At 68.6% G+C, this 26,238-nt stretch carries 26 protein-coding genes and 1 tRNA gene; 7 read left to right on the top strand and 20 right to left on the bottom strand.

Going from position 1 to position 26,238, the window contains the following annotated elements; translation table 11 throughout:
• Positions 1–141: 141 nt before the first annotated feature.
• The 6 genes from cysN to ACFXJ8_RS05565 all read right to left on the bottom strand — a co-directional run bounded on the left by cysN (position 142) and on the right by ACFXJ8_RS05565 (position 5,936).
• The gene (gene cysN, locus ACFXJ8_RS05590) at positions 142–1,398 is read right to left on the bottom strand and encodes a sulfate adenylyltransferase subunit CysN (RefSeq protein WP_379642620.1); all 1,257 of its coding nucleotides are present in this window, start codon (positions 1,396–1,398) and stop codon (positions 142–144) included.
• Between the two features lie 50 nt (positions 1,399–1,448).
• Positions 1,449–2,363, bottom strand: coding sequence for a sulfate adenylyltransferase subunit CysD (cysD, locus tag ACFXJ8_RS05585; RefSeq protein WP_379642619.1), 915 nt, complete (start codon positions 2,361–2,363; stop codon positions 1,449–1,451).
• Between the two features lie 17 nt (positions 2,364–2,380).
• A complete protein-coding gene (locus ACFXJ8_RS05580; protein ID WP_379642618.1) occupies positions 2,381–3,145 on the bottom strand; it encodes a 3'(2'),5'-bisphosphate nucleotidase CysQ in 765 nt (254 codons plus the stop codon).
• Positions 3,145–4,584, bottom strand: coding sequence for a sugar transferase (locus ACFXJ8_RS05575; RefSeq protein ID WP_379642617.1), 1,440 nt, complete (start codon positions 4,582–4,584; stop codon positions 3,145–3,147). Before ACFXJ8_RS05575 ends, ACFXJ8_RS05580 begins: the two co-directional genes overlap by 1 nt.
• Positions 4,585–4,656: 72 nt before the next feature.
• Positions 4,657–5,241: an aminoacyl-tRNA hydrolase gene (gene pth, locus ACFXJ8_RS05570; protein ID WP_379642616.1), complete on the bottom strand. Its 585-nt coding sequence runs from the start codon at positions 5,239–5,241 to the stop codon at positions 4,657–4,659.
• An 83-nt stretch (positions 5,242–5,324) separates the two neighbouring features.
• Positions 5,325–5,936: a 50S ribosomal protein L25/general stress protein Ctc gene (locus tag ACFXJ8_RS05565; protein ID WP_379642615.1), complete on the bottom strand. Its 612-nt coding sequence runs from the start codon at positions 5,934–5,936 to the stop codon at positions 5,325–5,327.
• Positions 5,937–6,119: 183 nt separating this feature from the next.
• Between ACFXJ8_RS05565 and ACFXJ8_RS05560 the strand changes: the two genes are divergently transcribed.
• Complete coding sequence (locus tag ACFXJ8_RS05560) at positions 6,120–7,232, top strand: PP2C family protein-serine/threonine phosphatase (RefSeq protein WP_379642614.1); 1,113 nt, start codon at positions 6,120–6,122, stop codon at positions 7,230–7,232.
• A gap of 94 nt (positions 7,233–7,326) precedes the next feature.
• On the opposite strand, the gene ACFXJ8_RS05555 is transcribed toward ACFXJ8_RS05560, so the two are convergent.
• The 6 genes from ACFXJ8_RS05555 to ACFXJ8_RS05530 all read right to left on the bottom strand — a co-directional run bounded on the left by ACFXJ8_RS05555 (position 7,327) and on the right by ACFXJ8_RS05530 (position 11,577).
• On the bottom strand, positions 7,327–7,839 hold the full coding sequence (locus ACFXJ8_RS05555) for a hypothetical protein (protein WP_379642613.1): 513 nt from the start codon (positions 7,837–7,839) through the stop codon (positions 7,327–7,329).
• A gap of 217 nt (positions 7,840–8,056) precedes the next feature.
• Entirely contained in the window at positions 8,057–9,034 is a 978-nt protein-coding gene (locus tag ACFXJ8_RS05550) for a ribose-phosphate diphosphokinase (protein ID WP_379642612.1), read from the bottom strand.
• Positions 9,031–10,479, bottom strand: a complete 1,449-nt coding sequence (gene glmU / locus ACFXJ8_RS05545) for a bifunctional UDP-N-acetylglucosamine diphosphorylase/glucosamine-1-phosphate N-acetyltransferase GlmU (RefSeq protein WP_379642611.1) — start codon at positions 10,477–10,479, stop codon at positions 9,031–9,033. The genes ACFXJ8_RS05550 and glmU overlap by 4 nt, the downstream gene beginning before the upstream one ends.
• Positions 10,480–10,607: 128 nt before the next feature.
• Positions 10,608–10,679 (bottom strand) — tRNA-Gln (locus tag ACFXJ8_RS05540).
• 11 nt (positions 10,680–10,690) lie between these two features.
• Positions 10,691–11,326 carry a hypothetical protein gene (locus ACFXJ8_RS05535; RefSeq protein ID WP_379642610.1) on the bottom strand — a complete coding sequence of 212 codons (636 nt, stop codon included), beginning with the start codon at positions 11,324–11,326 and terminating at the stop codon, positions 10,691–10,693.
• Positions 11,284–11,577: a hypothetical protein gene (locus ACFXJ8_RS05530; RefSeq protein WP_379642609.1), complete on the bottom strand. Its 294-nt coding sequence runs from the start codon at positions 11,575–11,577 to the stop codon at positions 11,284–11,286. The genes ACFXJ8_RS05535 and ACFXJ8_RS05530 overlap by 43 nt, the downstream gene beginning before the upstream one ends.
• Positions 11,578–11,803: 226 nt before the next feature.
• On the opposite strand from ACFXJ8_RS05530, the gene ACFXJ8_RS05525 reads away from it, so the two are divergent.
• From ACFXJ8_RS05525 to ACFXJ8_RS05510, 4 genes are read left to right on the top strand one after another with little or no spacing between them, the layout of a single operon-like run.
• Complete coding sequence (locus ACFXJ8_RS05525; protein ID WP_379642608.1) at positions 11,804–12,742, top strand: acyl-CoA desaturase; 939 nt, start codon at positions 11,804–11,806, stop codon at positions 12,740–12,742.
• A gap of 43 nt (positions 12,743–12,785) precedes the next feature.
• Positions 12,786–13,655 (top strand): TetR/AcrR family transcriptional regulator, encoded by an 870-nt coding sequence (locus ACFXJ8_RS05520; protein ID WP_379642607.1) that lies wholly within the window; start codon positions 12,786–12,788, stop codon positions 13,653–13,655.
• 54 nt (positions 13,656–13,709) lie between these two features.
• Entirely contained in the window at positions 13,710–15,770 is a 2,061-nt protein-coding gene (locus ACFXJ8_RS05515; protein WP_379642606.1) for an RNA degradosome polyphosphate kinase, read from the top strand.
• Complete coding sequence (locus ACFXJ8_RS05510; RefSeq protein ID WP_379642605.1) at positions 15,763–16,584, top strand: NUDIX domain-containing protein; 822 nt, start codon at positions 15,763–15,765, stop codon at positions 16,582–16,584. The genes ACFXJ8_RS05515 and ACFXJ8_RS05510 overlap by 8 nt, the downstream gene beginning before the upstream one ends.
• Here ACFXJ8_RS05510 and ACFXJ8_RS05505 read toward each other — a convergent pair.
• The gene (locus ACFXJ8_RS05505) at positions 16,572–18,017 is read right to left on the bottom strand and encodes a CHAD domain-containing protein (RefSeq protein ID WP_379642604.1); all 1,446 of its coding nucleotides are present in this window, start codon (positions 18,015–18,017) and stop codon (positions 16,572–16,574) included. The genes ACFXJ8_RS05510 and ACFXJ8_RS05505 overlap by 13 nt on opposite strands.
• 61 nt (positions 18,018–18,078) lie before the next feature.
• Positions 18,079–18,861, bottom strand: coding sequence for a trans-aconitate 2-methyltransferase (locus tag ACFXJ8_RS05500; protein ID WP_379642603.1), 783 nt, complete (start codon positions 18,859–18,861; stop codon positions 18,079–18,081).
• Between the two features lie 56 nt (positions 18,862–18,917).
• Here ACFXJ8_RS05500 and ACFXJ8_RS05495 point away from each other — a divergent pair, with 56 nt between their 5' ends.
• Positions 18,918–19,409 carry a MarR family winged helix-turn-helix transcriptional regulator gene (locus ACFXJ8_RS05495; protein WP_379642602.1) on the top strand — a complete coding sequence of 164 codons (492 nt, stop codon included), beginning with the start codon at positions 18,918–18,920 and terminating at the stop codon, positions 19,407–19,409.
• 19 nt (positions 19,410–19,428) lie between these two features.
• Here the strand turns inward: ACFXJ8_RS05495 and ACFXJ8_RS05490 are convergent, their stop codons facing one another.
• Positions 19,429–21,237, bottom strand: a complete 1,809-nt coding sequence (locus ACFXJ8_RS05490) for an ABC-F family ATP-binding cassette domain-containing protein (protein ID WP_379642601.1) — start codon at positions 21,235–21,237, stop codon at positions 19,429–19,431.
• A 187-nt stretch (positions 21,238–21,424) separates the two neighbouring features.
• Positions 21,425–22,327: a 4-(cytidine 5'-diphospho)-2-C-methyl-D-erythritol kinase gene (locus ACFXJ8_RS05485; protein ID WP_379642600.1), complete on the bottom strand. Its 903-nt coding sequence runs from the start codon at positions 22,325–22,327 to the stop codon at positions 21,425–21,427.
• Between the two features lie 850 nt (positions 22,328–23,177).
• Between ACFXJ8_RS05485 and ACFXJ8_RS05480 the strand changes: the two genes are divergently transcribed.
• Entirely contained in the window at positions 23,178–23,984 is an 807-nt protein-coding gene (locus ACFXJ8_RS05480; RefSeq protein WP_379642599.1) for an arginase family protein, read from the top strand.
• A 288-nt stretch (positions 23,985–24,272) separates the two neighbouring features.
• Here the strand turns inward: ACFXJ8_RS05480 and ACFXJ8_RS05475 are convergent, their stop codons facing one another.
• From ACFXJ8_RS05475 to ACFXJ8_RS05460, 4 genes are all read right to left on the bottom strand, one after another.
• The gene (locus ACFXJ8_RS05475) at positions 24,273–24,677 is read right to left on the bottom strand and encodes a type II toxin-antitoxin system VapC family toxin (RefSeq protein WP_379642598.1); all 405 of its coding nucleotides are present in this window, start codon (positions 24,675–24,677) and stop codon (positions 24,273–24,275) included.
• Positions 24,671–24,925, bottom strand: coding sequence for a type II toxin-antitoxin system Phd/YefM family antitoxin (locus ACFXJ8_RS05470; RefSeq protein WP_379642597.1), 255 nt, complete (start codon positions 24,923–24,925; stop codon positions 24,671–24,673). The genes ACFXJ8_RS05475 and ACFXJ8_RS05470 overlap by 7 nt, the downstream gene beginning before the upstream one ends.
• A gap of 126 nt (positions 24,926–25,051) precedes the next feature.
• On the bottom strand, positions 25,052–25,570 hold the full coding sequence (locus ACFXJ8_RS05465) for a nuclear transport factor 2 family protein (RefSeq protein WP_379642596.1): 519 nt from the start codon (positions 25,568–25,570) through the stop codon (positions 25,052–25,054).
• 109 nt (positions 25,571–25,679) lie between these two features.
• On the bottom strand, positions 25,680–25,868 hold the full coding sequence (locus tag ACFXJ8_RS05460) for a hypothetical protein (RefSeq protein ID WP_379642595.1): 189 nt from the start codon (positions 25,866–25,868) through the stop codon (positions 25,680–25,682).
• Positions 25,869–26,238 lie beyond the last annotated feature (370 nt).

Genomic DNA, 26,238 nt, shown 5'->3' with positions numbered 1-26,238 from the left:
GGATACGGACCGTGGAGACTCTAGTGCGCAGAGTAATCGAAGTGTCACCGAAACCCAAAGGATCTACCTAAGGGCCCCACATGCGAGAGCGCCGCGTGGAAGACCCACGCGGCGCTCAGGCCGTTTGTCCAGAGAAGCCTGTCAGGCCTTCGCCTCGACGATCATTCCCGCGCCGACCGTCGTGTTGGTGCCCTCGTCGACGAGGATGAACCCGCCCGTCAACCGGTTGCGGGCGTAGTCGTCCACGAACAGCGGCTGGGTGACGCGCAGCGACACCCGCCCGATCTCGTTCAGCCCCAGCGAGGTCGCCGCCTCGTCCCTGTGCAGGGTGTTGACGTCGAGCCGGTAGTGCAGGTCGCGCACGAGCGCGCGCGCCGTACGCGTCGTGTGCTTGATGGTCAGCTTGGAGCGCGGCGCGAGCTTGGTCGCGTCGGACATCCAGCAGACCATCGCCTCCAGTTCCTGCGCCACATGCGGCCGGTTGTTGGGCCGGCAGATCAGGTCGCCGCGGGAGATGTCGATGTCGTCCTCCAGCCGGAGGGTGACCGACATGGGAGGGAACGCCTCCTCGACGGGGCCGTCGAAGGTCTCGATCGAGGCGATCCGCGTGGTCAGGCCCGAGGGCAGGTGGAGCACCTCGTCACCGGGCTTGAGGATGCCGCCCGCGACCTGCCCCGCGTAACCCCGGTAGTCGTGGAACTCGGTGCGGTGCGGGCGGATCACGTACTGCACGGGGAAGCGCACGTCGACCAGGTTGCGGTCGGAGGCGATGTGCACGTTCTCCAGGTGGTGCAGCAGCGAGGAGCCCTGGTACCACGGCATGTTCTCCGACCTGGAGACCACGTTGTCGCCGTTGAGCGCGGAGATCGGGATGAAGGTCAGGTCGGCCACGTTGAGCTTGGAGGCGAACGCGGTGAACTCCTCGCGGATCTCCTCGAAGCGCGCCTCGGAGTAGTCGACCAGGTCCATCTTGTTCACCGCGAGCACCAGGTGCGGCACCCGCAGCAGCGACGTCAGGAACGCGTGCCGGCGCGACTGCTCCAGCACGCCCTTGCGCGCGTCGATCAGGATGATCGCCAGGTCGGCCGTGGAGGCGCCGGTGACCATGTTGCGCGTGTACTGGATGTGACCTGGGGTGTCGGCGATGATGAACTTGCGCCGGGGCGTCGCGAAGTAGCGGTAGGCCACGTCGATCGTGATGCCCTGCTCCCGCTCGGCGCGCAGGCCGTCGGTGAGCAGCGACAGGTCGGTGTATTCGGTGCCGCGGTCGCGCGAGGTGCGCTCGACGGCCTCCAGCTGGTCCTCGAAGATGGCCTTGGAGTCGAAGAGCAGGCGCCCGATGAGGGTGGACTTGCCGTCGTCGACGCTTCCCGCCGTGGCAAAGCGAAGGATGTCCATTACAGCTGCTCTCCCATGGTGGTACGGCTGGCAAGGGGAAGGCTGCGCATTTAGAAGTAGCCCTCTCGCTTGCGGTCTTCCATCGCGGCCTCGGAGGCCCGGTCGTCGGCCCTGGTGGCACCGCGCTCGGTGATCCTGGTGGCCGCGACCTCCTCGATGATCTCCTCGACCGTGGCGGCCGTGGACTGGACGGCGCCCGTGCAGGTCATGTCGCCGACGGTGCGGTAGCGGACGACCGTCTCGAACAGCGGCTCGTCGTCGCCCCTGGTGACCACGGACGCGTCGGGCAGCAGCATGCCGTCGCGCTCGAACACCTTGCGGGTGTGCGCGAAGTAGATCGAAGGGATCTCGATGCCCTCGCGGCGGATGTAGTCCCAGATGTCGAGCTCAGTCCAGTTGGACAGCGGGAACACCCTGATGTGCTCGCCCTTGCGGATGCGCGCGTTGTAGAGGTTCCACAGCTCGGGACGCTGGTTCTTCGGGTCCCACTGGCCGAACTCGTCGCGGAAGGAGAACACCCGCTCCTTGGCGCGGGCCTTCTCCTCGTCGCGGCGCGCGCCGCCGAACACCGCGTCGAACTCGTTGTCCTCGATCCCGTCGAGCAGCGTCGTGGTCTGCAGGCGGTTGCGGGAGGCGCGCCGCCCGGTCTCCTCGGTGACCCGCCCGGCGTCGATGGAGTCCTGGACGCTGGCCACCACCAGGCGCGCGCCGAGCTCCTCGGCCCGCCGGTCGCGGAACTCGATGACCTCGGCGAAGTTGTGCCCGGTGTCGACGTGCATCAGCGGGAACGGGATCGGCGCGGGCCAGAACGCCTTCTCCGCGATGCGCAGCATGACGATGGAGTCCTTGCCGCCGGAGAAGAGCAGACAGGGCCGCTCGAACTCCGCAGCCACCTCGCGCATGATGTGGATGGCCTCGGCCTCGAGTACGTCAAGCTGCGACGTCGTGTAATCGCGCTGAAGCATGGGGGCTTCCTCCGGCATTAGCGGTGCAGGTCGCGGATCCCGGCGAGCAACGTTGGCGCCAGCTCCGGTAGGGAAACAAGGATATCCGGAAGCGTGGGGTCCTCCTGGTTGTAGGCCAGCTCAGAACCGTCGATCCGGCTCGCGAAGGCCCCGGAGGCCAGCGCGACCGCCACGGGCGCCGCGGAATCCCATTCATACTGCCCGCCCGCGTGCACGTACGCCTCCACCTCGCCGGTCAAAACCGCGGAGATCTTCGCGCCGGCCGAGCCGATCGGCACGAGGTCGGCGCCCGCGAGGTAGGCGAGCTTCTGGACGAACTCGGGCGGTCTGGTACGGCTGACCGCGATGCGGAACCTGCCGCCCTCGTAGGCGGGCAGCTTCGGCGGCTCGCCCGTCGACAGCGTGCGCCCCTGGGCGGGCAGCGCCACCGCTCCGGCGACCAGCGCGCCCCGCTCCCAGAGCGCCACATGAACCGCCCAGTCCGTGCGTCCCTCTTCGGCAAACTCCCTGGTGCCGTCCAGCGGATCCACGATCCACACCCTGTCCGCCGTGAGCCGCGCCGGGTCTTCGCGCTCCTCGCGGGTCGCCTCCTCCGACAGCACGCCGTCGCTGGGCCGTAGCCGCGCCAGCGCCTCGGTGAGGAAGACATGGGACAGCCGGTCACCCTCGGCCCGCAGCGCGGGCGGGTGCGCGAAACCCTCACGGGCGCGCAGCGCGAGCAGATGTTCTCCCGCCTCCATCGCCAGGTCAGACGCGAGGGAATGGTCGTCGCGAATCGTCATCAATAAGCTCCTTGCCCGCGGGCGACGGCCGACCAAGTCTTCCACAGGATCTGCAGATCCAACATGAGTGACCAGTTCTCGACGTAACGCAAGTCGAGGCGGACGGATTCCTCCCACGACAGATCTGACCTGCCGGAAACCTGCCACAGCCCCGTCAGCCCCGGGCGCACCAGCAGTCGCCGCCGGACGTCGTCGCCGTACCGGGCGACCTCCTCCGGCAACGGCGGGCGGGGACCGACGAGCGACATGTGACCCAGCAGCACGTTGATCAGCTGAGGGAGCTCGTCCAGAGAGTGACGGCGCATCAGCGCGCCGAGCACGGTGACGCGTGGATCGTTCCTTACCTTGAACAGCAGGCCGTCGACGTCGCTGACCAGCTCCACCTTCAGCCGCTCGGCATCGTGCCGCATCGTGCGGAACTTCACGATCGTGAACACCCTGCCGTCCCGGCCGACGCGCGTCTGCCTGAACAGCGCGGGCCCCGGGCTGTCCAGCCGTACGGCGAGCGCCACCGCGAGCAGCAGCGGCGTGCCGAGCACGAGCAGCACCAGCGCCACCAGCCTGTCGAACACGTTCTTCACCAGCTGCCGCGCCCCGGCCAGCTCCGGATGCTCCACGTGCAGCAGCGGCATCCCGGCGGCGGGCCTGATCGTCGTGCGCGGACCCGCCACCTCCATCAGCGCGGGCGCCACGACCAGCTCGGTGTGGGTGCGCTCCAGCCGCCAGGCCAGGCGGCGCAGCGCCACGCCGTCCATCTCCTGGCAGGCCAGCACCGCCACCGTGTCGGCGCCGAGCTGGGCGACCACCAGCGGGACGTCGCCGAACCCGCCCGCCACCGGCACACCGCCGACCTCCCTCTCCCGAGAGTCTTCGGGCAGGCAGGCGGCCACGACCTCCATGCCGTGGTATCGCTCCCTACGGAACCTGGTCACCAGCTCGGCGACACCGGCCGCGTGGCCGACGGCCACCACCTTGCGCATGCACTGCCCCGCCGCCCGACGCCGGTGCAGGGCCCGGCGCAGGCCATACCGGCACAGGACGGTCAGCACGGTCGTCAACGGCAGCGCCAGCACGACGTAACCCCGCGCCACCTCGGTCTTGGTCGCGTAGGCGCAGATGGCCATCGCGGCGGTGAGCGCCAGGCCGCACCTGACGATCCGGCGGAACTCCTCCGAGCCGATGCCGATCAGGCGCGGCTCATAGACCCTGTTGAGCGCCACCGCGCACACCCACACGGGCGGCAGCGCGAGACTGGCAACGATGTACGGCGCGGCGTAGGGCGTCAGCTCGCCGAACCTGACGGCGAAGGCCAGCATCGCCCCCGCCATCGCGCACGACAGATCCACCCACAGCGCCTGCACGCGGTAGGAACGCACCCATCCGGGTAGGCGAGGGCTGGCCCGCCAGACGAGCGGCGGCCCGACCTTCGTTACCGTCATCAGCCCCCCATGACCTATCCCAACAGACAGTCATGGAATGGTAGCGGAGGGTATCGGCTATTGCTCGGAGATTCAGCGTGGCGGACCGGAGATCTTCAGATCGAGGCTGTGGAAGGCGTTCTGCGTCGCCTCCAGGCCCTTCTCCACCAGCGACTCCACCACGTCCGCCGCCCTGTCGACCAGGAACGCCAGATCCTTGCGCTCGGCCGTGCCGAAGTCCTTCAGCACGTAAGCGGCCGCGTCCATCCGGCCCGGCGGGCGGCCGATGCCGAACCGCACCCGCAGGTAGTCGCGGGTGCCCAGCACCTTGGTGATGGACTTCAGCCCGTTGTGCCCGTTGTCGCCGCCGCCGAACTTGGCCCGCAGCGCGCCGTACGGGATGTCCAGCTCGTCGTGGACCACGATCACCCGCTCAGGGGCGATCTTGTAGAAGTCGGCGAGCACCTTCACGGGGCCGCCCGACAGGTTCATGTACGTCTGCGGCTTGGCCAGCACCGCGCCCTTGGTCTCCAGGACGTGCGCGCGACTCTTGTGCGCCTTGAACCTGCCGCCCGCCCTCGCGGCCAGCTCGTCCAGCACCATGAAGCCCGCGTTGTGCCTGTTGCCTTCGTACTCGGACCCGGGGTTGCCCAGGCCGACGATCAGCCAGCGATCCATCGCTCCTCCATGCAGAGCTCCTCCATGCAGAAACGGGGCGAGCTGGGCGGTGCCCGGCTCGCCCCGTTCCGGGCTCTGGCTACTTACTCGGCGGCCTCAGCGCTCTCACCCTCGGCGGCGACGGCGCCCTCAGCGGCCTCCTCCTCGGCGGGAGCCTCGGTCGGCTTGGCGATGACCTGGACGATGACGATCTCCGGGTCGGCGGCCAGCGTCGCGCCCTTCGGCAGCTTCAGGTCGCCGGCGGTGATCGAGGAGCCGACCTCCAGACCCTCGACGTCGACCTCGACGCCGGTCGGGATGTGGGTAGCCTCGGCCTCGACCGCGATGCTCACCGACTGCTGGTCGAGCAGACCCTCGGAGTTGACGTCACCGGTGGTCGTGACCGGGATCTCGACTGTGACCTTCTCGCCGCGCTTGACCAGCAGCAGGTCGACGTGCTCGACGAAGCCCTTGATCGGGTCGCGCTGGACGCCCTTGGGCAGCGCCAGCTCGTCCACGCCCTCACCCTTGAGGTGGATCAGGACGTTGGCCGTGCGCAGCGCGAGCAGGACCTCGTGGCCGGGCAGCGTGAGGTGCTTGGGGTCGATGCCGTGCCCGTAGAGAACGGCGGGCACCTTGTCGGCGCGACGGATCTTGCGGGCGGCGCCCTTGCCGAACTCGGTGCGGGGCTCGGCGGCGATACGTACTTCGGACACGACATCTCCTAGGGATGCATCGGAAAGATCGGATACTGCGCTCACCCTCACCCGCCCTAGCGGAAGGCGTTACGAACGCAACCTGTGCAGTCTACCCGCTCCCTTCCCCCCGCCGTGCCGCGCGGATTTCCGCACCTCCCACCGCGTCCCCGTGCGACGATGCGGACGAAGGAGGCCCACGCCATGTCCGTGCTGGAAGCCATCCGTCGCATCTGGTCACCCGGCGACAAGGTGATGGAGTTCGCCACGGGCGAGGGGTTACCGCCCGTGGCCGGCACCTACATCGCCCCCTCGCTGGACCTCGGCCGCCACCGGCTGCTGCTCAGCGTGCTCACCGTCGCGGCCCTGGCCGTCGGGCCGCTCGCGGTCGCGTACGGCACCGCGTGGGCGCCGCCGATCACGCTGGCGCCGATCATCCTCACCAGCGGGCTGCTGCTGCGACTTCCCGCCATCGGCGTCGTCCTGGCCGCCTCCGCGATCTCCGCCGTCACGACCCTGGCGGTCAAGCCCGAACTCGCCCAACTGGCCGTCCTGGTGCTGGTGGCCGCCCTGGCCGTGTCGCTGGGCAACGCCCGCGCCGGCGTCGGCGTCTACGGCCTGCGCGGCGACCAGGCCCTCATCGAGCTGAAGAACCAGCTCAAGGCGACCAACCAGATCCCGCCGCTGCCGCGCCGCTGGGGCCGCAAGGTCGCCCTGCAGGCCGCGCCCGGCGCGTTGTTCGGCGGCGACTTCCTCGTCTCCCGCCTGGAGGACTCCCGCCTGCAACTCGCCCTCGTCGACGTCTCAGGAAAGGGCGACGACGCCGCGGCGCACGCGCTGATGCTGTCGGGCACCTTCGGCGGCCTGCTGGCCTCCGTGCCCGCCGAACGCTTCCTGCCCTCCTGCAACGACTACCTGCTCCGCCGAGGCGAGGAACGGCTCGTCACCGCCGTCCACCTGGACCTCGACCTGACCACCGGCGTCTACACCGTCGCCTGCGCCGGCCACCCGCCCGTCGCCCAGTACTTCGGCGGTAGCGGCACCTGGCAGCCGTCCACCGCCGCCGGCATCGCGCTCGGCGTCACCGACCATGTCAGATGGCCCACGGTGGGAGGCACGCTCGGCAAGGGCGACGCGCTCATGCTGATCACCAACGGGCTGTGGGGGCCGCGCGCCGACCCCGACACGGGCCTCGACCGGATCCTCGGCGAAGCCCACTCGCTGGTCAGGGAGGGCTTCACCGAAACCGCCACCCTGGTGAAACGGGTCCGCAACCGCGAGGACGACTCCGCCCTCGTGCTCATCTGGCGCACCTGAGCAGCAGTACGGCCCGCACCCTGGAGGTGCGGGCCGTACTGGAGATGTCGGCGAACGGCCCTGCGGAGATGCGCCATCACCGCGGGCCAGGGCGTCAACCGGCGTCCGCAGCCTTGGGGACGGCGACGAACTTCGCCGCGTGGTCGCCTCTGCCGGCGCTCTCCAGGGTGATCGTCCAACCGCCGATGTCCACGGTCCCGCCCTCGGTCACCTGCTTGCGCTCGGTGCCCATCCCGAGCGAGACCGAGTCGTCGGCGAAGTCGCTGACGACGAGCTCAGCCTCGTCGGCGGACCCAGGCAGCGTGAGGTTCTGGGTCGGCACGCCGGACACCGTCACCGTGCAGGAGCCGTTGGAGCACTCCTTGAGCGTGGTCCTGGACTTCTTGGTCTGGGGTACGGCGCGGGAGCCATGCCCCTGGTGCTTACGGGAAGACCTGGACTGGGTGGAAGAGGACTCTGACGACGTGGACTGGGACGACGACTGTGACCTCCCCTGGGACGTGGGATCGGGTGCGGGCACGGACGCCATGGCAGTGCCGCACACGGACAGGCCGCCCACCATCGCGGTCGCGGCCACGAAGGTGACCCAGCGCAGTTGAAGACTCATGATCCATCCTCGTTGTTCTCGCAAGGACCCACTGATGAGGCCCATTCGTGAGGTGGTGGGCGCGTTGATCGCATCTCCACCACTTGACTACGAAGAGTAATGGTACATGTGCAGATCGCGACATTCAGAGGGGGGTGGCGATCACCCGTTCGGCCTGCAAAAGACGATGACGGCGCCCGGCAAGCCGGACACCGTCATCATGGGAAGAACGTCTGGATCAGGTGTTGCCCTCGAACAGGCTCGTCACCGACCCGTCGCTGAACACCTCGGTGATCGCGCGGGCGATGAGCGGCGCGATCGACAACACCGTCAGCTTGTCGAACCTCTTCTCCTCCGACAGCGGCAACGTGTTCGTCACGATCACCTCGGAGATGCGCGAGTTCTTCAACCGGTCCACGGCCGGGTCGGAGAACACCGCGTGCGTGGCCGACACGATGACGTTCGTCGCCCCCTGCTCGTACAGCGCGTCGGCCGCCTTGCAGATCGTGCCCGCCGTATCGATCATGTCGTCGATCAGCACACAGGTGCGCCCGCGCACCTTGCCGACCACCTCGTTGACCTTCACGGAATTCGCGACATCGAGGTCGCGCCGCTTGTGGATGAACGCCATCGGCGTGCCCAGAGTGTCGGCCCAGCGCTCCGACAGCCGCACCCGGCCGGTGTCCGGCGAGACGATCGTGGTGTTGGCCAGGTCGAGCTTGTCCTTCAGGTAGCTCTCCAGCACCGGCATCGCGAACAGGTGGTCGACGGGACCGTCGAAGAAACCCTGGATCTGCGAGGTGTGCAGGTCGATCGACATGAGCCGGTCGGCGCCCGCCGTCTTGAAGATGTCGGCCATCAGCCGCGCCGTGATCGGCTCACGACCGCGGCCCTTCTTGTCCTGACGTGCGTAGCCGAAGAACGGCATGACCACGGTGATGCGCTTGGCGGAGGCCCGCTTGAGCGCGTCGACCATGATGAGCTGTTCCATGATCCATTTGTTGATCGGCCCGGTGTGGCTCTGGATCACGAAGGCGTCGCACCCGCGTACCGACTCCAGGTAACGCGCGTAGATCTCACCGTTGGCGAAGTCGATCAGTTTCGTCGGCGTGAGAGAGACCCCGACGTTCCTGGCGACCTCGTCGGCCAGCTCAGGATAAGCCCGCCCGGAAAAGAGCATCAGCTCCTTGGATCCCGGCTGTTTGATGCTCGTCACGTGCCACTCTCCCGCTCTTGCTCGGCTAGCGCCCTCTCGGCCGCCGCTGCCGACTTCGTGCCCGCGCGCCTGCGCAAGACCCATTTCTCGATGTTGCGCTGCCGCGCTCTTGCCACACCGATCGCCCCTGGTGGGACCGCGTCGGTGATGACCGACCCCGCCGCCGTGTAGGCGCCGTCGCCGACGGTCACCGGAGCGACCAGCATGGTGTCGCACCCCACGAAGACACCGTCTCCGATGGTGGTGTGATGTTTGTCGACCCCGTCGTAGTTGACGAAGATGGCCGAAGCCCCGATGTTGACATCCTCGCCGATCGTCGCGTCGCCCACGTACGTCAGGTGCGGCACCTTCGACCGTGCCCCCACCGTGGAGTTCTTCACTTCCACGTAGGTGCCGACCTTCGCCTGCTCGCCCAGCTCTGCGCCCGGGCGCAGATAGGCGTACGGCCCGACGGAGGCGCCCGGCCCGATGACCGCGCTCTCGCACACGGCGTTGCGCACGACGGCGCCCGCCCCGACAGTGGTGTCGGTCAGCGTGGAGGCCGGGCCGATCCGCGCGCCCGTCCCGACGGCGGTGCTGCCACACAGCTGCGTGCCGGGATGGATGACGACATCAGGCTCCAGCGTGACCTGCACGTCCACGAACGTGCTCGCCGGATCGATGACCGTCACCCCTGCCCGCATGTGCGACTCGAGGATGCGCTGGTTCAGCACCTTGCGGGCGAACGCCAGCTGCACCCTGTCATTGACGCCCTCGACCTCGACGTAGTCGGCCGCGATGTGGGCGCCGACCCTGTGCCCTTCCTCCCTGAGGATGGACAGCACATCGGTGAGGTACTCCTCGCCCTGCGCGTTGTCCGTCGACACCCGCTTGACCGCGTCGGCGAGCAGCAGGCCGTCGAAGGCGTAGACGCCGGAGTTCATCTCCTTGATCGCCCGCTGCTCCGGGTTTGCGTCCTTCTCTTCGACGATCTCCAGGACGGCACCGGTGCCGTCGCGAATGATCCGCCCGTAACCGGCCGGATCGGACACCTCCGCCGTCAGGACGGTGACCGCGTTGCCGTCGGCCGCGTGGGCTTCCAGCAGCCTGCCCAGCGTCTCGGCGCGCAGCAGCGGCGTGTCACCGTAGGTGACCAGGACCGTGCCGGCGATGGTGCCCACCTCTTCGAGCACGGTGCGGACGGCGTGCCCGGTGCCGCGCTGCTCGCGTTGCACGACCGCCCACGCGTCGGGGCTGGTCTGGGCGAGGTGGCCGCCGACCCGCTCTCTGGCGTGGCCGATGACGACGATGAGCCGCTCGGGGTCGAGCTCTCTGGCGGCGGCGAGCATGTGGTCGACCAGCGCGCGGCCGCACAACTCGTGGAGGACTTTGGGGGTCTGGCTCTTCATCCGGGTGCCCTCGCCTGCGGCGAGGACGATGACTGCGGCCGGGCGCGGCACACTCACGGACTGAGGCTCCCTGTGACGAGGCGGATCAGGGTTGGTACGGCAACCGCACCGCTACCCTCCCGACACCGTGAGGATACCTGCCCGCCTTTGCCACCTTTCACGCCCGGGGCGACATTCACCTACAGCTCCGGCGCCAGGACTCGAACCTGAACAACGGACGCCAAAAGACCGCGAGCTGCCAATTACTCAACGCCGGATTAGGGAAGTCCTACGACTGTCCCCGGTACAGAGTACCGGCAATTAGTCCGGGCCGCCGATCGGGATCACAACTATCGTCCATCGCGCCGCGCGCCCATCCTTCGATCTTGAGATAGATCTCCAGCGGGTCTCGCACATCGACGCGCAGGCACCCGCGATACGTCTCGCCGGTGTTGCGACGGACCGTCTTGGGGTTGTGGCGCTTCAAGGTGGTGCGCCGGAACTGCGCCGGATCGGCGCCGGTCAGCTCGAGCCAGTAGCGTCCAGCCGCCTCGACGTCGGCGTTCTCGTGGATGTGGACCCGGAAGTAGAGTCGGGCACTCGAGACCCCCACGACGCGCATGAACCGCAGGAACAGCAGGATCAACCCAGGGTCGCTGTTGATGAAGGTGATGTGGTTGGACTCGCGGTGCGGTTTGTTCTTGGACCCCTCGCACCAGTAGGCCACCGCTCCGGCGATGAGAACCTCGCGGTCGGTCAGCAGCCCGATCTCCTGCCTGGCCAGTCGTGTCACCTCGCGCCGGGCCGTCTCCCTTCGCGGCCGCTCCGCCTCCCAGTAGCGCCTGCGCGCTTCGGCGCTGCGCCGGTCGGTCTCCGCCTTGCTCAGCCGTCCTTCCCTGGGCAGGTCGCGCACCCACAACGACACCGACGACTTGGAGACTCCCAGCTCGGTCGCGATCTCGGCATACGTGCGACCTTCCTGGCGCAGCGTCTGGCCTTGTCGCGCAGGTCGTCCTTGGCGTTGCCGCGCAGCGCGGAGCTCTCGGGCACGACGCCTCGCAGCAGCTCGGTCAGCCGCCAGTCGCTCGCGAGCCCCAGGACCCGTTTGATCTCCGCTCGTGACCGCCCCTGCGCGCGCAGCTCGGCGGCTCTGGCCCTCAGCTCGTCGCATCCCACGAAGCGAACACTAGTGCTATATTCATAGCGTAGTCAATCGGTCACCATGCGAGCTGCATCTAACAGACCCGCATAGGTTTGCGCAAGACACAAAACCCACTCAGCGGGCCGACGAGACAGTCACCTTCCACATATTCGCTTCTTGGCGGCCAATTACTTACGCTGACGTAGGTTACGGTTGCGTAGCCCGGACAATCATCCCCATACCTACCGTGAGAGGTAGCCCATGACCGTCCTTGCCGACCGACCGGCGCCCGGTCCCAAGCCAGACGTGGATCCCGAACCCAAGACCAGAGCCGAGATGATCATCTTCGGTCTCGTCGTGGGCCTCCCCCTGGTCGCGATCGCCGCCGCCGTGCCGCTCGCGTGGGGCTGGGGTCTGGGGTGGACCGACATCGCGATCGCGTTCGTCTTCTACGTCGTCACGGGGCTCGGCGTGACGGTGGGGCTGCACCGCTACTTCACGCACGGTTCCTTCAAGGCCAAGCGCCCGATGAAGATCGTGCTGGGCATCGCGGGGAGCCTGGCGCTGGAGATGTCGGTGCTCGACTGGGTGGCCACGCACCGCAAGCACCACAAGTTCTCCGACAAGGAGGGCGACCCGCACTCGCCGTGGCGGTTCGGGCCCGGGTTCAAGTCGATGTCCAAGGGGCTGCTCTACGCCCACATGGGCTGGCTGTTCGAGAGCGAGCGTACCAACAGGGAGAAGTACGCCCCTGACCTGGTCAAGGACCCTGACATCATCAAGCTCCACAAGTGGTTCGGCGCGCTGGCCGTCACCTCGATCTTCCTTCCCGCGGTCCTCGGCGGGCTGCTGACCTGGTCGTGGCAGGGGGCGCTGACCGCCTTCTTCTGGGGCTCGCTGGTGCGCATCGGCCTGCTGCACCACGTGACCTGGTCGATCAACTCGATCTGCCACGTCTTCGGCGATGAGGCTTTCGAGGTGCGCGACAAGTCGCGCAACGTGTGGTGGCTGGCGATCCCCTCGTTCGGTGAGTCGTGGCACAACCTGCACCACTCCGACCCGACGTGCGCCCGTCACGGGGCGCTGAAGGGGCAGATCGACCTGAGCGCGGGCTTGATCCGGATCTTCGAGCGGTTCGGCTGGGTCCACGACGTACGGTGGCCGACTCCCGAGCGCCTGGCGGCGAAGCGCATTGGCTAGTGCCGATACCACGGTGCCCGGTTATCGACCGGGCACCGTCATTATGGAACCTGTGACCACCGAAGCCCGATCTCGCAGGCGGATGACCGGAAGAGAGCGAAGAGAGCAGCTGATCACGATCAGCCGCGCGCTGTTCGCCGAGAAGGGGTTCGACGGGACCTCCATCGAGGAGATCGCCGCCACGGCGCAGGTGTCCAAGCCCGTGGTGTACGAGCACTTCGGCGGCAAGGAGGGCGTCTACGCGGTGGTGGTCGATCGCGAGATGCAGAAGCTGCTCGGCATGATCACCGCGGCGCTGTCGGCGTCGCATTCGCTGATCAAGTTGGAGCGGGCGGCGCTGGCGCTGCTGCAGTACATCGAGGAGAGCAGCGAGGGTTTCCGCATCCTGGTGCGTGACTCGCACGCCGCTTCGGGCACGGGCACGTTCGCGAGCCTCATCAGCGAGATCGCCAGCCAGGTCGAGGACGTGCTGGCCGACGAGTTCAAGGGCAGGGGTTACGACCCGAAGCTGGCACCCATGTACGCGCAGATGCTGGTCGGCATGGTCGCGCTGACCGGCCAGTGGTGGCTCGACGTGCGCAGGCCCGGCCGCGAGGAGGTGGCCGCGCATGTGGTCAACCTGGCGTGGAACGGCTTGACGGGGCTCAACCCGACGCCGCAGATCACCGCGACGAGCAAGGGCCTGGAGTTGGCTCCCTTGCCGGTGCTGCCCCGGCCGACCGACAAGGAGCTCAAGGAGGCCCAGAAGGCCAGGGCCAAGGAGCTCAAGGAGGCGGAGAAGGCCAGGGAGCGTGAGCTCAAGGAGCGCGAGCGGCTGCTGCGTGAGGCGGAGAAGGCCAAGGAGCGCGAGGACAAGCTGCGTCAGCGTGAGGCGAGGTTGGCCGAGCGGGCGGCGAAGCTCGAACAAGAGTAAGTCGTTGAGACGAAGTTAACGCTTTGTTCAATCTCGTTGGGCATATTACGTAATATGTCCGCCGAGCTCCTGCACCCTGGTAACGATCTGCCCCTGCCCCAGGAGCGGTTCCTCAACCGTGAGGAGAGCTGGCTCCAGTTCAACGAACGGGTGCTCGAGCTGGCCGGAGACTCCTCGCTGCCGCTCCTCGAACGGGTCCGGTTCCTGGCGATCTTCGCGAGCAACCTCGACGAGTTCTTCCGCGTGCGGGTGGCGGGTCTCAAGCGGCGGATGGCGACGGGGCTGCTGCTGCGTACCAAGAGCGGTCTCAAGCCGCGCGAAGAGCTGGCCCGGATCGGGACGATCGCGGACGGCCTGGCCAAGCGCCACGCGGCGCTCTTCCACGAGCGGATCTGCCCGCAGCTGGCGAGCGAGGGCATCGAGATCGTGAGGTGGGACGATCTCGGCCGCGAGGAGCGCACGGAGCTGCGCAAGCTGTTCAGGGAGCGGATCCGGCCCGTTCTGACGCCGTTGGCCGTCGATCCGGCCCACCCGTTCCCCTACATTTCCGGCCTGAGCCTCAACCTGGCCGTTGTCGTGCGCAACCCGTCGACGGACCACACGGTGTTCGCCAGGGTGAAGGTGCCGTCGCAGCTGCCCCGCTTCGTCACCGCTTCCAAGGACAGGTTCGTCCCGCTGGAGGACGTGATCGCGGCCCATCTCGGGCAGCTGTTCAAGGGCATGGAGATCCTGCAGCACCACGCCTTCAGGGTGACCCGTAACGAGGACCTCGACGTGGACGAGGACGTCACCGAGAACCTCATGAAGGCGCTGGAGAAGGAGCTGCTCAAGCGGAGGTTCGGCCCGGCGGTCCGGCTGGAGGTCGAGGACACGATCACGCCCGAGGTGCTGGAGCTGCTGGTCGACGAGCTGGATGTGGCGCCGCACGAGATCTACAAGATCAACGGTCCGCTCGATCTGACGGGTTTGCACGCGATCGCCGATCTGGACAGGGGCGAGCTGAGTTTCCGCCCGTTCGTTCCCTCCGAGGCGATCCATGCCGAGGACGACATCTTCGCCGTCCTGCGCGAGCGTGACATGCTGCTGCACCATCCCTACGACTCCTTCGCCACCAGCGTGCAGCGCTTCATCGAGCAGGCCGCCGAGGACCCGAGCGTCCTGGCGATCAAGCAGACTCTCTACCGCACCAGCGGCGACTCCCCCATCGTGAACGCGCTGATCGACGCGGCCGAGGCGGGCAAGCAGGTCGTGGTGGTCGTGGAGATCAAGGCCCGCTTCGACGAGCACGCGAACATCTCGTGGGCGCGCAAGCTGGAGAAGGCGGGCTGCCACGTGGTCTACGGCGTAGTCGGGCTGAAGACGCACTGCAAGCTCGCCCTGGTCGTACGGCAGGAGCCGTCGGGCGAGCTGCGCCGCTACTGCCACATCGGCACCGGCAACTACAATCCGAAGACCGCCCGCCTCTACGAGGACTTCGGCCTGCTCACCGCCGATCCCCTGCTCGGCGAGGACGTGACCGACCTGTTCATTCACCTGACCGGGTACTCCAACCATTCGGCGTACCGCAGGCTGCTCGTCGCGCCGCACTCGCTGAGGGGCGGGCTGCTGGCCAGGATCGAGCGGGAGATCGCCCACCAGCAGGCGGGCCGTCCGGCGAGGATCCGGATGAAGACGAACTCGCTGGTGGACGAGCAGCTGATCGACGCCCTCTACCGGGCGTCGCGTGCGGGGGTGCCGGTCGACCTGTGGGTTCGCGGCATCTGCGCGCTGCGTCCGGGCATTCCCGGGCTGAGTGAGAACATCCGTGTCCGTTCGGTGCTGGGGCGCTTCCTGGAGCACTCCCGGGTCTACGAGTTCGGGCTCGGCAGGCGCCCGGAGGTCTGGATCGGCAGCGCCGACCTGATGCGCCGCAACCTGGACCGCAGGGTGGAGGCGCTGGTCAAGGTGACCAGCCAGGCGCACCGGGCCTACCTGATCGAGATGCTCGACCTGGTGATGGCCGAGACCACGAACAGCTGGTGGCTGAACTCCGACGGCACGTGGAGCCGCCACCGGGGCGAGGACCTGCAGAGTCACTTCCTCGGGACCAGGCGCTGGAGAACCGTCGATGACTGAGCCGGCCAGAGGCCCGATCAGAGCGGCGGGCGCGGTCGTCTGGCGAGGGGACGAGGTCGCCGTCGTCCACCGGCCCGCCTACGACGACTGGACCTTCCCGAAGGGCAAGCTGCTGCCGGGCGAGCACGTCATCGCCGCCGCCGTGCGTGAGGTGCGCGAGGAGACGGGGCTGACCGTGCGCCTCGGCCGTTCCCTGCCGCCCGTCCACTACCTGCGCAAGGGCAGGGTGAAGCGGGTCGACTACTGGACGGCCCGCGCGGTTTCGGGGGAGTTCGTCCCGGGATCCGAGGTGGACGAGCTGGTCTGGCTGTCCGTCGACGAGGCTCGCGCGCGCCTGACGTACGCGTGGGACGCGGGCCTGCTGCGTGCCGTGACCGCCGCGCCGCCGGAAACCACCCCCTTGCTCCTGGTACGGCACGGCAGCGCCGGCTCACGCCAGGAGTGGGCGGGCGACGACGATCTGCGCCCGCTCGACGACGAGGGCGAGTGCCAGGCGCGCACGCTGGCCACGGTGCTGCCCGCCTACCGGCCGGCGGCCCTGCTCAGCTCGCCGAGCAGGCGGTGCGTGCAGACGCTGCCCCGCACCGGCATCCAGCTCGAACCGCTGCTGAGCGAGCCCGGCTACGATCCGGACAAGACCGCCGAACTTGTCCGCGAGCTCGACGGTCCGGCGGCCGTGTGCAGTCACGGCAAGGTGCTCCCGCCGCTGGTCTCGGAGCTCGGCGGCGTGCGGACGCACCTGCGCAAGGGCGCGTTCGCCGTCGTCCACCGCGCGGGTGACAGGGTCGTCTGCGTCGAGCGCTACTCCGCCTGAACCTGCGCCCACACCTTCGGGAAGTCGGCCTGCGCCTGGTCGGCCGTGGCGCGCTCGATGCCGACCAAGATGCCGTAGGTGAAGGTGTCCTCGCCCGCCTGCCGGGCGCTCTCGGCCTCCTTGGCGAGCGTTTCCTGCGCGACCACCCCGTCCTGGTGCAGTCCGAGCACTTCCTGGATGGATTCGGCGCGTTTGGCCAGCTTGCCCATCCCGAGCGCCTCGGCGGTGTATCGAGCGCGCTTGGCCGCCTTGCGCACGTCGTGCATGGCGATTTCGCGTCGCTCCTCGTCCGGGATGGCCTGAGCGGTTTCGTAGGCCTTCGTGACTCGCTGCCAGTTCTTGTCGGCGACACCGGCCAGGGTGGCGTCGGCGGGCTTCTTGGCCGCCTTGCCGAGTGACGGCTTGGCGACCAGCTCGTCGAGGGTGTTGAGCAGCGCGTAGTAGCGTTCGCCGCTCAGCGCCTCCCTGATCCGGCCGTACGCCTCCTGCTCTCGGGCGCCGAGGTCGTCGCCGAGCCGTACCTGGATGGGGCCCACCACCAGCTCGGGCGACAGGTTCCGCAGGTGCCGGGCGAATCGGGCCCTGATGACCTCCAGGTCGCGGGCCTCGCCGAGCGAGGTGCCGAGCCACTGCAGCTCGTCCTGGAGCCGGACGGTGTCCTGCACGATGCTCTTGAACGCCTTGAGCGCGCTGCGCAGCCTGCGGCAGGCGACACGCATCTGGTGGACGGCGTCCTCCTCGGCCCTGCGGGTGCGCGGGTCCTGCGACAGCAGCGCCTCCACCTGGCCGGACAGGTAGTCGATGACGACGTCGCCTGCCGTGCCGTCGCCGACCCGGGCGCGCGCCGGCGGCGACGGCTTGAGCAGCCTGGCCAGCTTGCTGCCCGATCCGGCGGGTACGGCTCCCGCCTTGCGCAGCCGCTTGCCGACCTTGGCCAGCAGGTCCCGGTCACCGTTCTCCAGCAGTTCGGCCTCGACCTCGCGCCAGTGCTCGACCACCGGGGCGTCACCCAGCACGGTGCCCTTGACCCGGTCGTCGGCCACCTCGACCAGCCCGGACAGCACCCGGACGCTTCTGCGGGTGTCGAGCTCGGCGACGGCCACGAGCTGCGCGCCGCGTGTGTATGCCTGGACGAGTTCGGTCAGCTCCGCGGGGATGATCTTCGTGCTGCGGGTGAGCGGGAGCTGGATCTCCTGGCGGACGCCCTTGGCCTTGGGCAGTTTGAGGTGCCAGCCGGGGTCGGCGCCGCCTCTGCGCCTGCGCAGAGTGACGCCCCTGGCGGCGAGTCGCAGATCGGGCGTGTCGTAGTAGAGCGCGACGAGCTGGTAGCTCCGTGGTCCGAGAACCTCGCCCAGTTTGCCCAGATCGGGCACTTCGTAGTCGTCAGGAACGTCGAACTTGTCCTCGATCTCGATGCCCACTGCGCCTCGCAAGTGTCGAATTGCTGGCAATGATGCCACTAGGCGATGGACAGCTGAAGTACCTCCAGACCGTTCAGGAGGCGGGTGCCTTCTGACCGACCACGAAGATCCGCCGGAACGGGAAGGGCGTGCCGTACGGCTTGGCGGGGTAGGCCTCGTCGAGCTTGACGGCGAGTTCGTCGGTGAAGCGCCGGCGCTCGTCGGGCTCCAGGCGGTCGAAGACGGGGCGCAGGGCCGTACCGGAGATCCAGTTGAGGACCGCGTTCTCACCCTGGAGGAGGTGGACGTAGGTGGTCTCCCACGCGTCCACCCGCAGCCCGAGGCCGCTGAGCTGGTCCACGTACTCCATGGGGTGGGCGACCGGCCACGGGCGCTCGAAGTCGCCGAGCCTGTCGCGCCAGGTCTGGCTCGCGCACAGCTCCCTGATCAGCACGTGGCTCGGGGCGTCGACATTGCCCGGCACCTGGAAGGCGAGCCAGCCGCCGACGCTGAGATCGTCGACCCAGCGCTCGAACAGGTCGCGGTGCGTCGGCACCCACTGCAGCAACGCGTTCGACACCAGCACGTCGATGGGGCGGTCGGGGTGCCACAGCGTGACGTCGGCGACGTCGAAGCGGGCGGTCGTCTCCAGGCCGCGCGCCTTGCTGATCATCGCGGGTGAGGAGTCGAAGCCGTAGACGGTGGCGCCGGGCCACCGGGTGGCGAGCGTGGCGGTGAGTTCGCCTGATCCGCAGCCCGCGTCGACGACATAATCGGGTGCGTCGGCGTGGATGCGGCTGACCAGCTCCAGGTACGGCCGGCCGCGCTCGTCGGAGTACTTGGCGTAGGTGGCCGGATCCCAGATATCTCTCGACATGAAGATAATTGATATCGAGAGAGATATCTCGATGTCAAGACAGTACACTTCGTGTCATGACGATGGACGAGGTCGACAGGCTCGTGGCGTCCTGGCAGCAGGAACGTCCCGATCTCGATGTGACGCCGCTGCAGGTGCTGAGTCGTGTCTCCCGTCTGGCCCGCCATCTCGACAGGGCGCGCCGCGCCTCCTTCGCCGAGCACGACCTGGAGTCGTGGGAGTTCGACGTGCTCACGGCGTTGCGGCGGGCGGGCACGCCGTACGAGCTGTCGCCGGGCGCGCTGCTGCGCGCCACGCTGGTGACCTCGGGGACGATGACCAACCGCATCGACCGGCTGGAGCAGGCCGGTCTCGTACGGCGCCGCCCCGACCCCGAGGACCGGCGCGGCGTATTGGTCTCCCTGACCGACGACGGACGGGGCCGGGTCGACGCCGCCTTCGCCGACCTGCTGCGACGGGAGCGCGAGCTGTTGGCGGGGCTGGGCGCCGACGAGCAGAAGGTGCTGGCCGACCTGCTGCGCACCCTCCTGACCCCCTTCGACACCTGACCCCCTTCGTCAGTCACTGTCAGTCGCCCAGGCGCTCGGCGACCTCCAGCCACTCGGCCTCGACCGTGTCCTTCTCGCTGAGGATGTCGCGCAGCTTCCCGTCGAGCTCCCCGAGCTTGGCGTAGTCGCCGGCCGCCTCCGCCATCACGGCGTGCAGCTTCTCCTCCTGCCCGCTGAGCTTGTCGAGCTGGCGTTCCAAGCGGCTGAGCTCCTTGCGCAGCTCCCGCTCCTCCTTCGCCGACAGCCCCGCAGCGGCGGCCGGGGTGTCCTCCACCACAGGGGCCGCCACCGGAGCCGCCGCAGCGCCCGCGATCCGCGCCGTCACCGCCGTGCCCGCCGCCCGGCGTTCGAGGTACTCGTCCACCCCGCCGGGAAGCATCGACAGCCGCCCGTCGCCCAGCAGCGCCACGCACCGGTCGGCCACCCGCTCCAGGAAGTAGCGGTCGTGGCTGACCAGCACCAGCGTGCCCGGCCAGCCGTCGAGCAGGTCCTCCAGCTCGTTCAGCGTCTCGATGTCGAGATCGTTGGTCGGCTCGTCGAGCAGCAGCACGTTCGGGTCGTCCATGAGCAGGCGCAGCAGCTGCAGCCGCCGCCGCTCGCCGCCGGACAGGTCGCCGACGACCTTCCACTGCGCCTCGCCCTTGAAGCCGAGGCGTTCGAGCAGCTGGGAGGCGGTCCACTCCTTCTTGCCGAGCTGGATGTACTTGCGGATCCGCTCCACCGACTCCAGCACCCGCTGCGTCGGGTCGACCTCGGCCAGCTCCTGCGACAGGTACGCCAGCCGTACCGTGCGGCCCGTGACCACCCGCCCCGCGTCCGGCTTGACCTGGTCGGCCAGCAGGCGCAGCACCGACGACTTGCCCGAGCCGTTGACCCCGATCAGCCCGATCCTGTCACCAGGACCGAACTGGAAGGTGGAGTGGTCGAGCACCAGCGGACCCGCGTCGGGCCCACCCGCGTGCAGCGTGACGTCCTCCAGGTCGTAGACGGTCTTGCCGAGCCGCGCCGCCGCGAACTTCATCAGCTCGACGGTCTCCCTCGCGGGCGGCTCGTCGGCGATCAGCGCCTGCGCGGCCTCGATCCTGAACTTCGGCTTCGACGTGCGCGCCGGCGGGCCCCTGCGCAGCCAGGCGATCTCCTTGCGCATGAGGTTCTGGCGGCGCTCCTCTGCCGCCTGCGCGATGCGCGCCCGCTCGGCCTTGGCGAGCACATAAGCGGCATAACCGCCCTCGTAGCGCTCCACCCTGCCGTCGACGACCTCCCACGTCCTGGTGGAGACCGCGTCGAGGAACCACCGGTCGTGCGTCACGACCAGCAGCGCGCTCCTGCGCCTGCTCAGATGCGCGGCCAGCCAGGCGATCGCCTCGATGTCGAGGTGGTTCGTGGGCTCGTCGAGCATGATCAGCTCGTGCTCGTCGATGAGCAGCCGCGCCAGCGCCGTACGGCGCCGCTCCCCACCCGACAGATCACCGACCAGGCTCTCCAGGTCGAGATCGCCGATCAGGTTGGCGAGGATCTCCCTGATCGTCTGGTCGCCCGCCCACTCATGCTCGGCTCTGCCGCTCAGCACCGTCTCGTGGATGCTCTTGGCGGGATCGAGGTCGTCACGCTGGGACAACAGGCCGACCCGCAGGCCCCTGTTGTGCGTGACCCGCCCGGAGTCGGGCTTCAGCGCCCCCCCGACCACGGACAGCAGCGTCGACTTGCCGCCGCCGTTGCGGCCGACGACGCCGATGCGCTCACCCGCCTCGACGCCGAGGGACACGTCGGACAGCAGCGGCTTGGGCCCGTAGGCATGAGAAACCGACTCAAGATTGACCAGATTCATCGTCTTCCAAGGGTACGGACTACCAGCCCGTTTGGCTAAGCGACCTCAGGTTGGCCGAGCGGCCTCAGGTCAGCTGCCTCTGTTTGGCTGCCTCTGTTTGGCTGATCGGCCTCAGTTCGGCTGATCGGTCTCAGGTTGGCTGATCGGTCTCAGGTTGGCTGATCGGTCTCAGGTTGGCTGATCGGTCTCAAACGATCGAAGCGCCCGCCACCGGCCCGTAGGCGGGCACCGCCGTACGGCACACACCCGCCCCGACGAGCGCGACCGCCAGCTCCCGCGCCTGACCCTCGTCGGCGGCCAGGAACGCGCAGGTCGGACCCGACCCCGACACGATCGCGCCCAGCGCCCCGAGCTCCCTGCCCGCCTCCAGCGTGCGGGCCAGCGAGGCGCGCAACATCAGCGCCGCCGGCTGCAGATCGTTGGCCAGCTCCGGGCCCAGCGCCCGCGCGTCACCCGCCTTCAACGCCGCCAGCAGTGCGTCGCTCGCCTGCGGCCAAGCCACGACCTCCTCTAGCGCCGCCCGCAGCCGGTCGCACTCCGCGTAGACCCTCGCCGTCGACAGGCCGCCGTCGGCGATCGCGAACACCCAGTGGAACCTGCCGCCCGTCGGCAGCTCGGCCAGCTGCTCACCCCTGCCGGTGCCGACCGCCGTACCCCCCAGCAGCGAGAACGGCACGTCGCTCCCCAGGTCGGCGGCGATCTCCATCAGATCCTCGCGCGGCAGCCCGAGACCCCACAGCTCGTTGCAGGCCACCAGCGTGCCCGCCGCGTCGGCGCTGCCCCCCGCCATGCCGCCCGCCACCGGGATCGCCTTTCGGATGACCAGCTCGACCCCGTACGTCCTGCCCGCATGCTTGGCCAACGCCCTGGCCGCCTGGATGGCGAGGTTGCCGTTGTCGACCGGCACCAGGTCGGCGGACTCCCCTTCCACGCGCACGGAGATCGACTCCGACTCCTTCGCGATCACCTCGTCGAAGACGGAGACGGCGTGGAAGACGTTCACCAGGTCGTGGTAGCCGTCATCCCGCAACGGGCCCACGGACAGCTGCACGTTGACCTTGGCGGGCACCCGGACGGTCACGGAACTCATCGATCTTCTGCCACTCTCGTCGCCTGGTGGGTCACGACTTTCGATGCTAGCGGGACCAGCATGCCCACCACGCCTTCCCCACCCCCACCCCACGCCGGAGGCCACGCGTTTCCGTGAGGCGGACCCGTGCAGGAAGACCGACCCGCCTGGAGGTGGGTTGCCGGAACCCGGCCTGTCCAGGGACACCTCGAAGCCGGCCCCGGGCTGGAGGTCTGGCGCCGGGCCGCGCTCTCCCCCAAGAGCACCGGAATGCCAACCGAGCCGGGGCGCCTCGGGCCGCCCCGAGCCGATGGCACCGGGAGGCCGCCCCGGGCCGGGCGTCGGTGCCCGGCCACGTCTCGGCCCCAAGGACGCCAGAAAACCAATCCGAGCCGGGGGTGTCACGAAGCCGATTCGAGCCGAGGTGTCACGAAGCCGATCCAAGCCGAGGGTCCCGAGAAGCCGGGGGCCTGCCTTGAGGGATGCCGGAAGGTCTTGAGGGGATGCCGGGAGGTCTTGAGGGATGCCAGGACCCACCCGAGCCCAAGACCCTGGTGCCATGAAGCCGACCAAGGCCTGCCCCAGCGTGCCAGGCAACCAGACCCTATCCCGAGAGGCCAGGAGACCCACGCGGGTGGGCGCGAGGCGCGGGGGAAGCCGACTCCGTCCCACGGGGCGCCGTGAAAGCCGCCCGAGTCGAGGGTGCCGGGAAGCGGACCCGGTCCCTCCCGAGGATGCCCGTAAGCCGACCCGAGCGGGCATCAGGCGCGGGGAAGCCGACCGAGCCCAAGGAGGCCGGGAAGCGTGGAGCTGGTGGCACGGCGTATCCTGCCGACGGCGGGAGCTCAACCAGCGCATGTGAGGTGAACCGGTGTCCCAGGTGACGGTCGTCGAGGTGCCGCAGTGGCAGGGGTCGGGTTCGGCCACGGCCGAGCGTCTGGTCGAGGGGGCAGGTCTGCTTGCCGCGATGGTGCCGAACGCTGCCCTCCGCCAGCGCGTCGACATCGAGGACGGGGACACGCCGGCCGATCTCGCCGCCACCGCCGACCGGGTCAGGGCCGTCATCGCCGAGGCCCGCGAAGGACTCGTGGTGACCGTGGGCGGAGACTGCGGCGTCGAACTGGCGCCGGTGTCCGCGGCGATCGATCGGTACGGCGAGCGCCTCGCCCTCGTCTGGTTCGACGCGCACGGCGACCTCAACACTCCCGCGTCGTCTCCCTCCGGCGCCTTCCACGGGATGATCCTTCGGGCGCTCACCGGTGAAGGACATGGCGAGTTGCTGCCTGGACGAGCCATCAGCCCGGCCATGGTGGTTCTGGCCGGGGCGCGTGACCTGGACCCCGGTGAACGAGACTTCATCGTTGCCGCCGGCATCACCCACGCGACCGTGGCCGACCTGGCCGATCCGGCCGTGCTGGTCGACGCGGTGGCGGCTACGGGGGCGACGGCCGTCTACGTTCATATCGACCTCGATGTGCTGGATCCTGGGACCTTCGCGTCGGTGGGGACTCCCGCGCCGGAGGGGCTTCAGTCCGACCACCTCCTCAAGCTCGTCACAGCTCTGACGGAACGTTTCGAGCGGGCAGGGCTCGGCATCACGGAGTACGAGCCCGGTCGGCCCGAGGACCAGGCGCTCCTGGCACCGCTGGTCGCGGCACTCGTCGCCAGCGCCTCCTGACCCCGGGACGTGCCGACGCGGGCGCGGGCCGACCGTGATCATGCTCCCGTGGAAGCGCGGCCCGACCCTGATCACGCTCCCGCCCATCGGCCAGATGAGGAACATGACCACGCTCACCGATCGTCATCTTTCTCGGATACGCGGCGAGAACGGCTGGCGGCCAATCCCGAAAGAACACAGAAACTGGCCGCGGCCCACAAAGCCAACGCCCGAGCCAGGCCGCCGCGTTGCGTCAGTCGCCGCGGATCTGGTCGGCTCGCCGTACAGCCTCCGGCGGCTCCCCCGGAGTCACAGCCGCACGACTTCGAGCTCGGACACCTGGGGATCGGTCATCGGCTCGTAATCCGCGTCTTGCGTGACGACCGCGACACCGTGCGCCAGCGCGGTCGCGGCGATCCACGAATCGTTGATCGGCGCCTTGCGCTTGACCGCCCTCAGCCTGGCCACGAGCAGAGCCCAGGTGTCGCTGACGAGTTCGTCGATCGGTACGGGCTCGAACTCGCGGGCCAGCTGGTAGGTCGCGAGCCGGCGTGCTGAGGTGACCGGGTCACCGGCGTTGAGCACGCCGAGGCGAAGCTCTCCGAGCGTCACCACCGAGACTCCCCACTCGAACCCCGCGACGATCTCATCGTCGAAGCGGCCTGTCTCCAGTCCGATGAAGACGGAGGTGTCGGCGATGGCGCGCCTCACCACGGCAGGTCGTCGGTTGTGTCGGGCAACGATTCGCGCAGCTCAGCCGCCAGCCCTGCGTCGACCACTGGAAGGGCTCGGAGCTTTCCGACGACCTCCCCGGCGGGAATCCACCTGCGACGAGGTCGAACTGGCACGAGGCGAGCAACAGGCCGGTTGTTCTGCAGGACCTCGATCTCCTCTCCCGCCTCCACACGGCGAAGGATTTCTGCTGTTTTGTTCCGCAGGTCACGGGCCGGAATCGAGTCCACGGCCTCTAGCGTAGCTGTCATGCTACGAGCGTAGCAACCAGCGTTCCATTTCACTGTGTGAATGCATGAGAACGCTTTGCATTCACTGGACGAGCAGCGCAGGCTGCCATGACGCCCAAGCGGGGATCACGCTTTGATCGCGGTGCCTTGGGCGGAGACGAGGCGCCAGACGCCGAGGGCATCGGCGGCGTAAACGTGGGTGTAGCGGCTTCCGGCGCTGAACGTGGCACCGCCGGGGTTGGTGAAGTTCATGCCGGTACGCCCAACGACGATGCCTACCGTGCCAATGACCCGGACGATCGCCTCGTCCGGGAACGAATGGATTCGCGGGAACCGGAGAGAGCCGGAGGCCAGCAGGTCCAGCACGATCTTTCTGTCCGCGACGGCCCCGTCCTCGACTCCGACCAGAACGAAGTCGTCTGCCAGCAGCTCCTCCAGAACTGAAAGATCGCTGGCCACCAGGGCGTCGAAGAAGCTCTGGTCGCACTTGAGGAGGGTGGCCCGATCCATGTTGCTCATGCTGCGACGGTAAACGTTGACGCCAGTGACAAGGTCAAGCCAACCGCGGAGAGTTGAGGAGCCCGCCTGCGGGCGGAGACATCGAAGCCGGTCGAACAGGCGATACTTGACCTCGATCTCCTGCACCCGCGCCACCCTGGCTTCGCCGCTGGCCTGCTGGCCCGTGAAGCCGAGCCGACCCGCCCGCCCCGGACGGCAGCCGGGCACGTCCGTCCCACGCATCTCGCGGGTGGGGTCAGGTGTCGACGCGGACCCGCCAGATGCTGACGGTTTTCTCCTCCACGGTGTAGAGCACCACAAGGTTGGCGATAGCCAGCGGGTGAGCGCCTGGGATCTCCCCATGGGGGCGAGAGCCGAGCGGAGTCGGTTCGATGGCCAGCAGCTCGAAGACCGCCGCTGCGTTCTCCCGCAGCGCGGTTGGCATGGCCTCTAGCGCGGCCTGGACCTCTTCAGCGCGCAGAACCTTCCGCTTCACCCTGTCGCTCGGGTGCTCAGCTCGGCCAGCAGCGCGGCGGTCTTACGCCGTACCACGTCCGGGTGGCAAGAATCGCGTCACACGGCCCAAATTACGGGCACCCATCTTGGACGCTCGATACCCGCACCGCGGGAACCGTCCCAGCCCGCAGTCACGATACAAATTCTTGTTCTCGCAGCTAGACCGCGCCTCGCGTGTCCCATGGTGTCCCACGGACGGCGCGCGCGACCTCGCTGCGGTGGTCAGATAAGCCCTGTCACCACGTACCGATCACCACGTGCCGACGAAGACAAACAGAACCAGCTAGTTCCCACCCGAC

The sequence above is a fragment of the Nonomuraea sp. NPDC059194 genome, assembly GCF_042754765.1.
Taxonomy (GTDB): domain Bacteria; phylum Actinomycetota; class Actinomycetes; order Streptosporangiales; family Streptosporangiaceae; genus Nonomuraea.
This window is presented reverse-complemented; position numbering and strand designations above follow the sequence as displayed.

Excerpts from the sequence above, each read along its gene's own strand:
- ACFXJ8_RS05520 (WP_379642607.1), top strand. The coding sequence starts at position 12,786 with ATGGAACCTGTGACCACCGAAGCCCGATCTCGCAGGCGGATGACCGGA.
- cysD (WP_379642619.1), bottom strand. The coding sequence starts at position 2,363 with ATGCTTCAGCGCGATTACACGACGTCGCAGCTTGACGTACTCGAGGCC.
- ACFXJ8_RS05560 (WP_379642614.1), top strand. The coding sequence starts at position 6,120 with ATGTCCGTGCTGGAAGCCATCCGTCGCATCTGGTCACCCGGCGACAAG.
- ACFXJ8_RS05500 (WP_379642603.1), bottom strand. The coding sequence starts at position 18,861 with ATGTCGAGAGATATCTGGGATCCGGCCACCTACGCCAAGTACTCCGAC.
- ACFXJ8_RS05490 (WP_379642601.1), bottom strand. The coding sequence starts at position 21,237 with ATGAATCTGGTCAATCTTGAGTCGGTTTCTCATGCCTACGGGCCCAAG.
- ACFXJ8_RS05515 (WP_379642606.1), top strand. The coding sequence starts at position 13,710 with ATGTCCGCCGAGCTCCTGCACCCTGGTAACGATCTGCCCCTGCCCCAG.
- ACFXJ8_RS05495 (WP_379642602.1), top strand. The coding sequence starts at position 18,918 with ATGACGATGGACGAGGTCGACAGGCTCGTGGCGTCCTGGCAGCAGGAA.
- pth (WP_379642616.1), bottom strand. The coding sequence starts at position 5,241 with ATGGATCGCTGGCTGATCGTCGGCCTGGGCAACCCCGGGTCCGAGTAC.
- ACFXJ8_RS05525 (WP_379642608.1), top strand. The coding sequence starts at position 11,804 with ATGACCGTCCTTGCCGACCGACCGGCGCCCGGTCCCAAGCCAGACGTG.
- cysN (WP_379642620.1), bottom strand. The coding sequence starts at position 1,398 with ATGGACATCCTTCGCTTTGCCACGGCGGGAAGCGTCGACGACGGCAAG.
- ACFXJ8_RS05485 (WP_379642600.1), bottom strand. The coding sequence starts at position 22,327 with ATGAGTTCCGTGACCGTCCGGGTGCCCGCCAAGGTCAACGTGCAGCTG.
- ACFXJ8_RS05580 (WP_379642618.1), bottom strand. The coding sequence starts at position 3,145 with ATGACGATTCGCGACGACCATTCCCTCGCGTCTGACCTGGCGATGGAG.
- ACFXJ8_RS05555 (WP_379642613.1), bottom strand. The coding sequence starts at position 7,839 with ATGAGTCTTCAACTGCGCTGGGTCACCTTCGTGGCCGCGACCGCGATG.
- ACFXJ8_RS05575 (WP_379642617.1), bottom strand. The coding sequence starts at position 4,584 with ATGACGGTAACGAAGGTCGGGCCGCCGCTCGTCTGGCGGGCCAGCCCT.
- ACFXJ8_RS05510 (WP_379642605.1), top strand. The coding sequence starts at position 15,763 with ATGACTGAGCCGGCCAGAGGCCCGATCAGAGCGGCGGGCGCGGTCGTC.
- ACFXJ8_RS05460 (WP_379642595.1), bottom strand. The coding sequence starts at position 25,868 with ATGCCAACCGCGCTGCGGGAGAACGCAGCGGCGGTCTTCGAGCTGCTG.